Source organism: Pseudomonas sp. 34 E 7 (assembly GCF_900005715.1).
Classification (GTDB): domain Bacteria; phylum Pseudomonadota; class Gammaproteobacteria; order Pseudomonadales; family Pseudomonadaceae; genus Aquipseudomonas; species Aquipseudomonas orientalis_A.
Map to the genome: position 1 here is coordinate 79,570 of NZ_CVTX01000145.1, position 13,775 is coordinate 93,344.

8 protein-coding genes are annotated in these 13,775 nt (G+C 61.7%); 3 read left to right on the forward strand and 5 right to left on the reverse strand.

What is annotated here, in order from left to right:
• Positions 1 to 111: 111 nt before the first annotated feature.
• The 5 genes from BFP96_RS14920 to BFP96_RS14940 form a co-directional block, all read right to left on the reverse strand.
• Complete coding sequence (locus BFP96_RS14920; RefSeq protein WP_083216643.1) at positions 112 to 876, reverse strand: fimbrial biogenesis chaperone; 765 nt, start codon at positions 874 to 876, stop codon at positions 112 to 114.
• Positions 873 to 2,186: a fimbrial protein gene (locus tag BFP96_RS14925; RefSeq protein WP_065936493.1), complete on the reverse strand. Its 1,314-nt coding sequence runs from the start codon at positions 2,184 to 2,186 to the stop codon at positions 873 to 875. The genes BFP96_RS14920 and BFP96_RS14925 overlap by 4 nt, the downstream gene beginning before the upstream one ends.
• A 24-nt stretch (positions 2,187 to 2,210) precedes the next feature.
• Positions 2,211 to 4,850, reverse strand: a complete 2,640-nt coding sequence (locus BFP96_RS14930) for a fimbria/pilus outer membrane usher protein (protein WP_083216644.1) — start codon at positions 4,848 to 4,850, stop codon at positions 2,211 to 2,213.
• Positions 4,851 to 4,869: 19 nt separating this feature from the next.
• Positions 4,870 to 5,595, reverse strand: coding sequence for a fimbrial biogenesis chaperone (locus BFP96_RS14935; RefSeq protein WP_065895230.1), 726 nt, complete (start codon positions 5,593 to 5,595; stop codon positions 4,870 to 4,872).
• A gap of 89 nt (positions 5,596 to 5,684) precedes the next feature.
• The gene (locus BFP96_RS14940) at positions 5,685 to 6,212 is read right to left on the reverse strand and encodes a fimbrial protein (RefSeq protein ID WP_065886707.1); all 528 of its coding nucleotides are present in this window, start codon (positions 6,210 to 6,212) and stop codon (positions 5,685 to 5,687) included.
• A gap of 225 nt (positions 6,213 to 6,437) precedes the next feature.
• Here BFP96_RS14940 and BFP96_RS14945 point away from each other — a divergent pair, with 225 nt between their 5' ends.
• The 3 genes from BFP96_RS14945 to BFP96_RS14955 all read left to right on the forward strand — a co-directional run bounded on the left by BFP96_RS14945 (position 6,438) and on the right by BFP96_RS14955 (position 13,775).
• Positions 6,438 to 9,245, forward strand: a complete 2,808-nt coding sequence (locus BFP96_RS14945; protein ID WP_065936494.1) for an ATP-binding protein — start codon at positions 6,438 to 6,440, stop codon at positions 9,243 to 9,245.
• The gene (locus BFP96_RS14950) at positions 9,242 to 10,438 is read left to right on the forward strand and encodes an EAL domain-containing response regulator (RefSeq protein WP_065895232.1); all 1,197 of its coding nucleotides are present in this window, start codon (positions 9,242 to 9,244) and stop codon (positions 10,436 to 10,438) included. The genes BFP96_RS14945 and BFP96_RS14950 overlap by 4 nt, the downstream gene beginning before the upstream one ends.
• Before the next feature lie 91 nt (positions 10,439 to 10,529).
• Positions 10,530 to 13,775, forward strand: coding sequence for a hybrid sensor histidine kinase/response regulator (locus BFP96_RS14955; RefSeq protein ID WP_065936495.1), 3,246 nt, complete (start codon positions 10,530 to 10,532; stop codon positions 13,773 to 13,775).

Here is a 13,775-nt window from a genome sequence, read left to right on the forward strand (position 1 = left end):
AGGTAGTCATTTCAGAAGAAAGCCCGCTGATAGCGGGCTTTTTTTTGCTCATAAAACAGTGGGATGCGCGATAGTGACGTTGCCACAGTGGAGCGAATCTCGCCATGTCCATCACTGCGCTCGGTGCACGTAGGCGGTCGCGTGACCATCCAGATAATGGCCGTCGTCATCGATTAGCGTGTAGTTGACGGGCACGCTGGCCCTTGCGTCGTCGGTGAAGTGGCCCAGTGGGTAGGTTTTCTCGCTCAAAGGCGGGGTCATCATGTCGAGTGCCTTTGCCACAGGATATTCATGTCCTGTGGCACTCACGCGTAAAGAAGAAAACGAAGCGTGATAGGGGCTTGGGTTATGGCATACCAGCACCCAGGCACCGGACTGCTGTTCAATCCGAAACGTCAGGCTACTCGCCATGCTTTCCGGTTGGCTGGGCAGGTGAGCGGGACGGTAGAAAATTTTCATTTGGGTGTTCATCGCTACGGCAATGCGCGTAGGCAGCGCCGGCGCATCGGTCTTAGCTGGCGGGATTTCGTACAGGTTCAGCCAGCTCACCGACTCGCGGTCCTTGGGCAACGCGCTGCCGTCGTAAACAATGCGCAGGCCCTGCAACGCTTGAGGTTGCAGACGAAATACCGAGGGCAGCGCGATCATCGCCGAGGTTGAGTTTTCCGGCGCACGGTTGCCTTCGCCGTCGTCGACCCAGGTTTGCACCACCACCGGATACGGGTTGGTATTGGCGAGCATCAACGAGCGTTGGGTCTGGCCCTCATGGAAAATCAACCGGGTCTGCTCGGGCATCACGCCGGCATGCGAAATGGAGGACGCGCTCATCGCAAAGCATGCCCACACCAGCACTGCGTAGAACATCAACTTGATCATTGCACCTTCACCAAGACGTAAGCGGTGGCGTTCACCCTGCCCGGCTTGGCCGTTGCGCCTGGCAAAGTACTGAGGGTCGCGGTGATCGTCTGCAGGTAGCTGGTGTAGCCGGACGTATTGCTGCCGGCATTGCTGGCGCCCGCCAGCACCGGGTACCAGCCACCGGTGGCGCCCGTGCCGGTGCCTGACCATCCGAGGAAATTCATCGCGTTGCCGTTGCTGGCGTTGCGCAAGCTGATCCCCACGCCGGTCGCGACCGAAGGGTCGGTGCCGTAGCCGTTGGATACCAGGTAGGTAACCCCGCCGCCACCCGTCAACAGTCCCAGCGACTGGGCCTGGGTATACGCGCTGTAGGCCACTTGAATACCCAATGCAGTCTGGTTGTTGGCAGTGCCGGAGCTTGCGGTGTTGCTGCATTCCAGGCCGATAGTGAAGTCACTGCTGCGCGTCATGCCCTGGTTCAGTTCAGTTGCGGTGATCGGCAAGAAACTCACCACCGGCGTGACGTTGCGGGCCACGCAGGTGGCGGTGTAGCTGATCGAAGACGCGGAGCGCATGCCAAATGCGATGCCGTTGGCCGCGCCCCAGAAGTTGTAGTGGTTATTGGAGTCCGAGCCAATGGGGTCCGAGGCGATGCCGCCGCCGCGAAACTGCACATAGCCATTGGGTTGGGTACACGTGTAGCTGTAGGTGCCGCTGCCACTGGAGGCCGCCTGGCCGCCGCAATAGTTGCTTCCCGAGCCCGACGCAGGCGGCAGGCTGGACACGCGAGCCAGGTCGCCCTGGATCATGCTCAAGTGTTTGGCTTTGATCTGGATCTTGCTGCCGACCGTGTCGTACTGGGTAATTTTGGCGTCCTGCCAATAGCGTGTGAACACCTTGCCGGAGTTCAGGTGCGTCAGTTTGATCCCGACATAGGGGAACCAAGTGGCGTAGTAACCGGGCAGCCCATCGTTGACCGAAGCCCCTGAACCGTTGCCGATTTCCCAGTAGCCGCCCACCCGGTCGTCACCGTTGGTGGCGAACACCTCGTAAATACTGTCAGCGTCACTCACATCGCACTCCCACAGCACTGTCTCGCTCGTGAGCCCGGGTGCCGTTGCGGGAGAGATCACCACCGAACCCAGCTGCGTGCCGACCGGTTGCAGGTAGGTTGACGTGAGGTTGACCCGGCCAAAGGTCAGTTGCGCCGAGTTGCCGTCGTAGACCTGACTGCCGTTGTAGACGCGTCTGCAGGTTGCCTCGGCGTTTGCGCCCAGCGTGGCGCCGAGGACTAGAAGCACAGTGAACAGTGTGCGAGCAAGAGTCATGGGGAGCTCCGATTTCAAAGAGGTTCAGGGGCGACGACAATCGCTGTTGAGTTTGATCAGGGCTTGACTGACATCCTGTCGCGCCAGGTCGAACTGCATCCGGCACTGTTCGTCTGCGCCCTCGCCCCAACGCACGGTCAGGCGGCCCTTGAGTTTTTCGGTGCGCAGGTACGCCTGGCTGCCTTGGCCAACCATGCCGATCACGCTGCCGTTTTCGTCCAGTACATCGGCGCCCATGGGCACGGCCTCACCGCCTGGGCGCACGGCCTTGACCAGAATGGCGTTGCCGACACGGGTCCTGAACTCAACCTTCACAGCAGCGCCGGCGTACGGTGCGACGCGGCGCTGGCCGTCATCCAGTTCGGCTTTTTCGCTCATACCCTCGGGGTTGATGGCCACGGTGTTGTAGCGGTAAGGGGTTAGCGACGGCACCAGCGCGTAGCCGTCGCTGTCGATGGTTGCACCCATGCCGTTCATGACTTTTGCCCCGCTGGCGCCTTTGGCTTCGATCAAGGCAAAGGTATCGCCCAGGTACGGCCCGAAAGTCACCCCGCCACCGTGCACGGCCAGGGCCCCGCGCGCGCTGCCGGAGGCTTGCCAATAATCCTGCCCCTTGGACGCGCTGGCGCTGATCGAGGTGTTGGGCAGGTATTTCTGAACGTTGGCGCTCCACACGTTCTGCTTTTGATCGGCATCGCGGGACACGTCCACGCTGTAGCTCAAGGTCTGGTCGGCGCCCTGGGTGCCTGATAGCGAGGTCTGGTAAAGGTCGCCTGACCTGGAACTGTGCGTCACCGAGCTGCTCAGCGACGGCACGTTCGCACGGGCCGGACTGCCCAGCGGGAACGACACCGAGAGCAGAGTGACGGTCTCCTGGGTACCGGCGGTGCGCGTGGTGCCCACGCCATTGTTTGCCACAGTGTTGCCCAATTGATCGTTGTAGTTACCGCTGCGCCGGTTCAGGTAGCTGCCGGTGCTCTGGCGCGATACCGAGAGGTTGACGCTGACGTTGTTGCGCAAGGTGTTGGCCCAGCCAAATTGAAGCTGCGTGTCGCGTTCGCGGCCACTGCGATAGTCTTGGGTCGAACCGGATAAAAACACGCTGCCGTATTCTTTGAGGTTCTGATTGATCGACACCTCGAAGCGCGAGCGTTGCATGTAGCTCGTCGACTCCCAGGTCTGGTTGTTGCGCAGCGCCTCGCGCACACCCAGCACGTCGCCGAGGTCGCGATAGCCTTCGGTGGAATAGCGGTAGCCGGCAATCGACAAGGTGGTGTTGGTCGGCTGGAACGTGCGGCTGTAAGACAGCCGCGCCATCCAGCCATCGAGCTTGCCTTCGTTCGGCAGGTTGGCGCGCGAGTAGGTGGTGTCCAGCCCGAACGCGCCGAGGCTGCTGGCGTAGACGCCGCCCAGCACCATCGCCTGGTAGCCCTCGGCGAGGCGCAAGCCGCTGTTGGCGGTCACGCTGTTGGTCAGCCCGCGCTGGTAGGTCATCTCGCTGAACGGGTCGTGGTCGCCCAAGTCACGGCTGCGGCCCAGCGCCATGCTGTAGCGCGAAAGGCCGGGACGCAGCGATTCAGGCACCGCCGAAAACGGTACGGTAAAACGACTGACGCTGCCGTCAGCCTCGACCACCGAGACGTCAAGGTCGCCGTTGTAGCTGGTGGAATAGAGGTCGCTGATCTCGAAAGGACCGGGCGCGACGGTGGTCTGGTAAATGTCATTGCCGTTCTGGCGCACGATGACCTGCGCGTTGGTCTTGGCAATCCCGCGGACCGTCGGCGCATAACCGCGCACAGACTCCGGCAGCATACGGTCGTCGGAGGCGATCTCCACCCCGGTGTAGCTCATGCCGGAAAAAAACCGCCCTGAGGTAAACCCCTGGCCTGCGGTCATTTCGCCTTGCAGCCCGGGCAGCGCACGTTGGACGTAAGTGCGCGTGGTGTTCCAGTGACTGCCGTTGTCGGTGTCGTAACGCAAGTTGCCTTGTTGGCGCAGGCGCCACAGCCCCACGTTCAAGCCGCTGTTGAGGGCCAGGTAACTGGAGTCGGAACTGCCGCTGAAGTTGCCGGTGCGCGTGACGTGGTACTGGCTGGCGCTGTAGTTGACGAAGCCGATGGTGTCGCCGCCGTCGAGGTTCTGCGGAGCAACGTAGCCCCTTGGTGTTTTCTGCATCAGGCTCTGCGGCACCTTCAAGTCCAAGCGCATGCGCCCAAAATCGAAGGCAGTCGATGCGCCCTCGACGGCATTGCCGAGCACCAGGCACTGCGCGGTCGCTGGCGACTGGATGGCGCTTTTCAGTACGCCGCCGCTTTCCAGCAGCACGACGGGCAGACAGGGCTGAACATCGCCTGCGCCTTGGTCGGCGAAGCGCAGGTCGACGCGGTCGATAAAGCGGCCGTTGATAAACAAGTCCACCCGGTATTGGCCTGGCTCGATGGCGTTGACCTTGTTGAAGCGTGCCAGCGAACCGCCGCCGAACAGCATGTTGTCGTCGAACACATAGGCGTCGCCGGGCGTGGCCGTAGCGCTTTGCGCAAGGGCAATACCCGGGCTGACCAGGCTGAGCGCGCCAAGCAGGCTTGAGTGAACGAAACCGCGCAACCAGGGGTGGTGTGCGCGTGCACAATCCAGTTTGAATGTTGATACGCGACGAGTAGGCATGACGAATACTCCGGGCGGATCAGAGAAGCGGCAGATCAGTGACGACATCCGCACCGAAGTCGTTGACCAGGGTCAGGCGCACGGTGTCTCCCGCTGCGGCGGAGGCGCCGGCGGGCAGTGGCCAGTTGGCGTGGCTCAACGGCGCGACCATCGACGCCTGGGACAGCGTGTAGGACTTGCCGTGGCTGACCACATCGGCACGGCGCACGGTGGCGAAATAGCCGCTGTCATTGCTGGCGATCACCGCCCTGCCCTGCAGCTTGAAATGCAGCGACTGGCTCAGCGCGTCGGGGCTGCCGGCCAGCCCTTGCGGGCGGTAGAACAGCTTCATGCGGCTACTGACACTGAGCAGCAATTTGTTGGCTTGCAGTTCGCTGGTCTTGATGGCCGGCATCTGCATGAAATTGAGGTAGAACAGCGATTCGCGGTCTTTTGGCAGGTCGCTGCCGGTAAACACCAGGCGCACCACCTGGCCGGCATTGGGGTTCATGCGAAACACTTGCGGGCTGGCAATGAACGGCGCATCGGCAGTCTGGGCCGTGAGGTTCGGGTTACCCGTGTCGAGCCACATTTGGACCAGGTAGGGATGGGTATCCTGATTGGTCAGTTGCACCACTTTTTCCTGAGCTTGAGCCGGGTAGATAACGCGGGTTCCGGTCATTACGACGCTGGCGTGCGCGCAAGAGGTCATGGCTGTGCCGAGCGTCAGCGCCAGGGCCAGGGTGGTTTTTTTCAGGCGAGTCATGGTGTTCTCCGTGCAGCAGGCGCAGAGCGAATAAAGAATCGGGGGTGTGGATAAACCTGCCGGGCACGCGGCCCGGCAGATGCCTGGCCTTACAGGTAATCCAGGGCGTATTGAGCGGTGGCCGATACGGTACCGGCGGTGGCAGCACCGGCTTCGCTGATGTAGCGAACGGCGAAATCGTGGCTGGCGCTGGTGGCGCCGGAGTTCAGGGTCAGGCCCGAAACCGAGGTAATCCCGTTGAGTACCACAGCAGAACCGCCGGCGGCGTTCAGGAGTTGTACTTGCACGTTGGAGGCTGTGCCGGCGTTGGCCAGGTTGCCTGCGCTGGTCACGTTGTTACCGAGGAACGCGGTTTTGATGGCCAGGTTCGAAGTCGGTGCGGTGCAGCCGCTCACGCTGATGGTGAACGGCGTTTCGCCCGCTGTGCTACCCACGGCGGTCAGGGCGGCTGCGCTGACGGTAGGCATCAGGATCACCGGGTTCGCAGCGTTGCCATTAACCGATACGGCGCAGGTTTGATCCGATACCTGGCCAGTGAACGTGATGGTGTTCTGGCCCGCGGCGAAGGTCAGGGCGGGCGCGGCGGTCATCGCCAGGATCAAGGCAATACGCTTCATGGTGGAACTCCTCATTAACGGTGATTAGGACAATGCATGGAGGCTGTCCGGTTCGCCGACGGGCGTAACGGTGCTTGTCCAGGCGCCGCAATCTTAGGGAGAGCAAGTGCGGGGTTTAATCAGGCGATTCTTAAAAGTCACGCCGGGGGGAGCGCCGACAGCACCGTCTGCGACTTTGAGGATCGTCTTATTCCGAGGGCCCGGGCCTTGGCTTAACGTTCCCTGATGAAACTACGCCAAGCCTTACCTCCGCTCGACACGTCGCTCTCCACCCCCGCGGCGGCGAGAAAGCTACTGCGCCTGTTGTTTATCGCTCTCGTGCTGGGGTTCTACGCTGGCGTCTACAGCTACGTGAGCGCCACCTTGAGCCAGGAAATATCCCTGCGGCGCAGCTACATGAATGCGGCAATCGCCAACGCGCAAAGCTTTTTTGTCAGCCGCCAGACGCTGCTCGATACGCTACGACTGGCGGCCGTGCGCAGCACCACGGCGCCGGTCGCCAGTGCCAATGTGGTCGCCGGCGAAGAGGTGCACGTCGGCCTGGGGTCGGACAAACAGGCCTGGAGCCTCTGGCTGACGCGCCGCATGACCGACCACCTGCGGCTCAACAAAGTGAACCTGCTGTACGTCGCGACCGGCGACCGGGCCGAGGTCCTGCGCCTGAATCCTGCGCGCGAACCGGTCCAACTGATTGCTCCACATTTGCTGGAACGGCTCAACGCACAAGACAACAGCAGCGTTGACGAGCTGTGGCTCACCGACCCTGAGCGCGATGATTCGCCGCTGTACATCTTCACCCGGCTGGATGACCGCAGCCCGCAGTCGGGGTGGCTGGGCCTGGAAGTCGAGTCGCCCGACCTGCTGAGCGCCCTGCACAACGAAAACGCCGGCCAGTTCATCCTGCTCGATGCCCGCGGCGAGCTGATTTTTGACAGTGCGCAAGGCCAGTCACTGCGCCAGGAATTGGCCCAACTACCGGCGCCCCAGTCGTTCGGCCTGGTGGGCGGCCACTGGTTGCCGGATCATCTGGCGATTCGTAAACAGCTGGGCTTTTCCAACTGGCAAATCGTCTACGCCCTCGACATGCAAGCGCTGTTCTCCGCGCTGATATCCCCCGTGCTGACCTGCCTGGCGCTGTGCTTGCTCTTTACCTGGCTGATGATCTGGCTGATGCGGCGCATTGATCAGCGCCTGATCATTCCGGCCAGCAACCGTATTGAAGCGCTGGTGGAAAGCGAGGCGTTCAGCCGAGCGGTCATCCGCATCGCACCGGTTGCGCTGTGCGTGCTGCGTCGCCAGAACGGCGAGGTGGTGCTTGATAATCCGCTGTATACGCAGTGGATCGGCCACAGCCAGGAACGCGAGCAACGCAGTGCAGACTGGATTCGTCGCGGCTTTGATGATGCCGAACACAACACCTTCGACGAGCTGCAATTGGCCGACGGTCGACACCTGTATCTGAGCTTCGCGCGCACTCGCTACAAGCGCGAGGATGTGTTGATTTGCGCGTTCAGCGATATCAGCGCACGCAAGCAGGTGGAAGTGGCGCTCGACCACGCACGGCGTATGGCTGACGCGGCCAACGAGGCCAAGACCCTGTTCCTGGCGACCATGAGCCATGAAATCCGCACGCCGTTGTACGGCGTGCTGGGCACCCTGGAATTGTTGGCACGCACCGAATTGAGCGATCAGCAAAGAAGTTATCTGCAGGCCATCGAGGGCTCTTCTGCCAACTTGTTGCAGTTGATCAGCGACGTGCTGGATGTGTCGCGTATCGAGGCGGGTCAGTTGCAACTGGAGTGCAACCGCTTCTCACCTCTGGAGCTGATCGAGGAAGTGATTCACGGCTATGCCGCCGCCGCTCACCGCAAGGGCCTGCAGTTGTTTGCCTGTGTCGATCCGCAACTGCCGGATTGGCTCAATGGCGACGTCAGCCGCCTGCGGCAGATCCTCAGTAACCTGCTCAACAATGCGCTGAAATTCACCGACAGTGGGCGAATCATCCTGCGCGTCAAACTCGACAGCCGCGACGGTGAGCGCGTGATGTTGCACTGGCAAGTCTCTGACACTGGCAAAGGCATCTCCCACGAAGACCAGCAACACCTGTTTGAGCCTTTTTATCAGGCCGACGGTAATACTCACGTGGTCGCCGGCACCGGCTTGGGCCTGTCCATCTGCAAGCGCTTGATGCACCTGATGAACGGCAGCATGCGAGTGGTGAGCGAGCCGGGCCTGGGCAGCAGCTTTACCTTGCACCTGCCCCTTGAGCAGTTGTCTGCATTGGAGCCCTCGGCGGGCGCTGACGAACTGTTGCCGGAGCTGATCTGTGTGGTCTCGCCGATACGTGAGCTGGCCGAGAGCATCTGCGGCTGGTTGTGCCGCTGGGGTGCGCGCGCCCAGGTGGGGTTGCCCAAGGCTTATGACACGACCGAGGGCGCGGTGCTGGTTGAACTGCATCCCGGCCGACTGGGCGAGACCCTGGCTGCACACTGGCAAGGCCCGCGGGTGCTGGCGATCGGTGACTTGCACGATGAGGCATTGAGCAATCCGGTCGGCGTGGTCAGTTTCAATAGTCTCAAAGCCCTGCGCAAGGCGGTCGGCGCTGCTCAAGGGCAACTCATGCGCGGCGCGGCGGCACCGGCGCAAAGCTATCCGGTATTCAACCTGGGCATCCACGTGCTGGTGGCCGAAGACAACGTCATCAACCAGCTGATTCTGCGCGATCAACTCGAAGAGCTCGGCTGTACAGTCGAACTGGCCGGAGATGGGCTCACGGCGCTGGAGATGTGGCGCCAGTCGACGTTCGACCTGATCCTCACTGACATCAATATGCCGCGCATGAACGGCTACGAACTGACCGCCACATTGCGCAGCCTCGACTGCCACTTGCCGATTATCGGCGCCACCGCGAACGCAATGAGCGAAGAAGGCGAGCGGTGCCTGCAGGCCGGCATGAACCGCTGCCTGGTCAAGCCGTTTGCCTTGCGCACGCTGTACACCTGCCTGGAACCTTACCAAAGGAGTGGCAATTGAAACCCTATCGGGTGCTGATTGTTGAAGACCACCCGTTTCAGCATGAATTTTTGCGCAACCTGTTCGGTACCTTGGGTGGGTTCCAGGCGGAGGCCGTGTGGGATGGCGCTACGGCGCTGCAGCGCCTGAATGCGCAGCCCTACGACCTGGTAGTGACGGACTTGTTCATGCCCGTGATGGACGGTGTGCAGCTGATCCAGAGCATCGCCAGGCTCGACAACGCGCCGGCCCTGGCGCTGATGAGCGTGGCCTCGCGGCGCATGTTAGTGAGTGCCGGGCTGGTGGCGAAGAACCTGAGCCTGGAGGTGCTCGGGCTGATTTCAAAGCCGGTGGAGGCGTGCGATATCCTGCGCCTGCGCGCGTGCCTCGATAAGCGCCGCAGCGACCTGGATGTCGCCCGCAACCATCCGCTGCAGCCGGCTCGCCAGTGCCTGTTGGCCGCCATGCAGAGTGGAGAAATACAGGCGTGGTTCCAACCGAAAAAATCCCTGCGTGACGGCAGGGTGTGCAGCGCTGAAGCGCTGGTGCGTTGGCGACACCCGCAGCAGGGGACGTTGCTGCCCAGGGATTTTCTGCCGTCGCTGCAATGCTTCGGGCTGGAGGAAGCATTGCTGTGGCTGATGCTGGAGCAGACCATCGAAGCCCAGGCGTTCTGGCGGCGCCGGGGCTGCGAAGTGCCGGTATCCATCAACCTGCCGACCCACTTGCTCGACAGCCCTGACCTTGCCGATCGCCTGCATGACCGCGTGCTGGCATTGGGCGCCGAACCCGCCTCGATCGGCTTCGAACTGCTGGAGACATCCACCACCGAGTCGCTCAGTGATTATTACGCCGGCGCCTGCCGCTTGCGCATGAAAGGCTTCGGGCTGGCGCAGGATGACTTCGGCAAAGGCCTGAGCTCCTATTTCAACCTGGTGTCTACGCCCTTCAGCGAACTGAAGATCGACCGCTCGCTGGTTCACGGTTGTGTCGACAACGACAGCCTCGCCACCGCGCTACAGAGCATTGTCGAGCTGAGCCGCAAGCTGGGCCTGATCGTCACCGCAGAAGGTGTGGAAACCAAAGACGAGCTAGAGTTCTTGCGCAAGATCCAGTGTGATCAGGCGCAGGGCTTTTTGATTTGTGCGGCGGTCTCGCCTGAAAGATTTCTGGAATTGCTGCGTGAAGATGGCTTTAAGCCAGCACTAAATTGAAGCCAAATTGTCTACCTGTAGCGCGCCATGGAATGGCAACAGTGGCGGAGATACTCCCCGCCGCCTCATTCCTGCACCCGGGGCGTCGGTGATGAAAAATGCAAGCCTGAAGTTCGGCGTCTTCGCCTTGAGCTCTCAACGAATCAACAAGCTATTGCTGGTACTCGCCGGTCTTACCGTGCTGCTGGTCAGCATGTGCTACTGGGCGGTCGAACGGGTATTGGACGAAGAGCGGATCAAGGTCGACTTTCATTTTTCGGGCCTGATCGAAAGCATCCACGAGTACGACACGTTTTTGCGCAGCGTCGCCAGTGCGTATGACCGCAGCAACCAGAACACCCTGACCGACATCCGCCCCGTGTCCCGTGTCGAGATCCTGCAGAAAGGCCAGGAGCGCGTGTTCCAGAACCACGGCCTGGCCCTGTCCCAGCCGTTTACCCTGAGCGAGCGCAAGCATTACGACCTGCAGCAGTTGCAGGGCGGTTATTCGCTGGGCGTGCAACTGACCGATTACTACAGCGCATTCTGGGCCAGCTCGTTCTATTCGGCGCCGCAGATATTCCTGTTTTCGCCGACCGACCAGTTCAACATCGCGATTCCGGGCGTCGATGGCACGCGCAAGGCATCGGTGTTGCTCAAGAGCAACTTCTTTGACGTGACGTCGCGCCTCCACCAAGGGCTCCTCCCCCGTCACGAACAACTCAACAACCGGCGTGTGAGCTGGATGCGCGCCCCCCCAGGGCTGTTGCAGGGTTCCGAAACGATTGTGGCGTTTATCGGCCTGGACATTAATCCGTTGGTCATGCCCGAACACAGGGATGACGGCCTGCTGACGGTCGCGGCGTTGTTGGACGCCGGGCAGATCAACGACCTGGACCGCTTGCTGATACGCCCGATCGACCACCGCGTCACCCTGATCTCGCCGGCAGGCGAAATATTGCTGGGTGATGCCAAGGATTCAGCGTCACTGCCGGTGGGCATGAGTCTGGGCGCCGAAGGTTTGCGCTTCAAGGTGGTGTCCACCGGCAAGGATCAATGGGTGGGTTTGTACACCATCAGCTATGAAAACTTCTTTCGCTTCGCCAAGTGGTCATTGCTGGGCACGGCGGCGGCGTTTCTGCTCGCAGTGTTCCTGGGCTGGCGGATCAACCGCTGGTACCGCGCTGGCATCGTCGAGCCGGCGTTACGCGCCACACGCTTGCTGACCGAAAGCGAGGAATTCAACCGCGCCATGCTGCAGAGCGCGCCGGTGGGGTTTTGCGTGGTGCAGCGCAACAACAGCAAGGTGCTGCTGGAAAACCAGCGCGCCCAGGAATGGCAAGGAACCGCAGAGCTGATCGGCCTGCTCAACCGCGACTATCGCAACGAAGACCCGCGTGAGATGCAAATCGAGGTGGCCGGGCGGCATTTGCTGGTGTCGTTCAGGTTCAGTCGCTATCAGGACGAAGACGTGGTGCTCTGCGGGTTCAACGATATCACCCGGCATGTCGACGATGCGCAGTTGCTGGAGCAGGCCAAGCGTTCCGCCGACGAGGCGAGTGCGGCCAAGACGCTGTTCCTGGCGACCATGAGCCATGAAATCCGCACGCCGTTGTACGGCGTGCTGGGCAACCTGGAGTTGTTGGGGCTGACCCCGCTCGATGCCCGCCAGCAAGACTACCTGCAGACCATCGAGCGCTCCTCGGCGGTGTTGTTTCAGTTGATCAGCGATGTGCTGGACGTGTCGAAAATCGAGTCCGGGCAGATGGCGCTGGAAACCGTGGCGTTCTGCCCGCTGGACATCTTCGAAGATGCGGTCAACAGCTACGCGGCCGCCGCGCTCAACAAAGGCTTGCAGGTCTTCGCCTGTGTGGACGCGAACGTGCCGGCGCTGATGAGCGGCGACCCTGGGCGCATTCGGCAGATCCTCAATAACTTGCTCAGTAATGCGATCAAGTTCACCGACTCCGGACGGGTAATCGTGCGCCTCAAGGTGACGGACCTGGAGCCGGATCACGCAACGTTGCAATGGCAGGTGTCCGACACCGGCACCGGCATCAGCGAAAAGCAACTGGGGCAATTGTTCAAGCCGTTCTCGCAACTGGCTGGCAGCCAGCAGGCGGGCGGAGCGGGTCTTGGTTTGTCGATCTGCTCACGCTTGAGCGAGCTGATGGGCGCGCAACTGCGGGTGGTCAGCGAGCCGGGGCTGGGCAGCAGTTTCTCTCTGTATCAGCGCTTGCCCATCGTCCCCGGCCCATTGCCGGAGTGTGCGGCCATCGAGCTGCAAGGGTTGGCGGTTTACGTACGGGCACCGTTCAAGGAGCTTGAGCAATCGCTGATCGACTGGCTTAACCGTTGGGGCGCTCGCGCGCTCGCACTGCCGTCGGGTTACGAGGGTGATGAAAATGAATTGCTGCTGGACAGCGTGACCGGGCCCGGCCAGCAAGCGGTTTGGAAGGGCCGACACATTACCGCCACCGAACTCGGCGCACCGTATGCCCACGCGTTGGCGCAGAGCTGGACGGTTAACGCCTACGACATACGCGGTATTGCCCGTACGCTGTCGCAAGCGCGCCCGGGCAGCGTCAAGCCGTACGGAGCAACCGAAACCGCCATCGCCCAGCCTGTGGGGCTAAGAGTGTTGGTGGCTGAAGACAACCCGATCAACCGCGCCATTTTGCAGGAACAACTGGAAGCACTGGGCGCCGCCGTCGTTGTCGCTGAAGACGGTGAAGACGCGCTGCAACGCTGGTCGCCTGGCGCCTTTGACCTGATCATCACCGACATCAACATGCCACGGCTCGACGGCTATGGCCTGACCCGAGCCCTGCGCGAACGCGACGGGCAAATGCCGATTATTGGCGTCACCGCTAATGCCCTGCGCGAAGAAGGCGAGCAGTGCCTGGCAGCGGGCATGGACACGTGGGTGGTCAAACCCTTGAGCCTGGATGCGTTGCGCAAAACCCTGCTGCGCTATTGCGGCGAGCGCGGGGTCGAGCCGCTCGAATATCCCCGCCTGCAGCAGGGCGATATGGACGGGTGGAGTTCGTTTTCCGCGAGCATGCACCAGTTGTTCATCACCACCATGCAGGACGACATGCGCTTGACGCGCCAGGGCCTCGACGCCGCTGACAAGGAACAGGTCGTGCGGCACTTGCACCGCATGAATGGCTCCCTCGCATCGGTGCGTGCTTCGCGCTTGAGCGCTGCCTGCAATGCGCTGGAGGAGGCGCTGTACAAAGGCTCGCTAACCACGAGCCTGGTCACGCGGGTGCGCAACCTGCTACAGCGCCTGGAAGCGGTACTGGACGCCCTCGCGCTCAACCCTGGCTCACAGGGCCAACCATCGGACAGGTAG

Coding starts and splice junctions, on each gene's coding strand:
- BFP96_RS14935 (WP_065895230.1), bottom strand. CDS start 5,595: ATGACTCGCCTGAAAAAAACCACCCTGGCCCTGGCGCTGACGCTCGGC.
- BFP96_RS14920 (WP_083216643.1), bottom strand. CDS start 876: ATGATCAAGTTGATGTTCTACGCAGTGCTGGTGTGGGCATGCTTTGCG.
- BFP96_RS14945 (WP_065936494.1), top strand. CDS start 6,438: ATGAAACTACGCCAAGCCTTACCTCCGCTCGACACGTCGCTCTCCACC.
- BFP96_RS14930 (WP_083216644.1), bottom strand. CDS start 4,850: ATGCCTACTCGTCGCGTATCAACATTCAAACTGGATTGTGCACGCGCA.
- BFP96_RS14955 (WP_065936495.1), top strand. CDS start 10,530: ATGAAAAATGCAAGCCTGAAGTTCGGCGTCTTCGCCTTGAGCTCTCAA.
- BFP96_RS14925 (WP_065936493.1), bottom strand. CDS start 2,186: ATGACTCTTGCTCGCACACTGTTCACTGTGCTTCTAGTCCTCGGCGCC.
- BFP96_RS14940 (WP_065886707.1), bottom strand. CDS start 6,212: ATGAAGCGTATTGCCTTGATCCTGGCGATGACCGCCGCGCCCGCCCTG.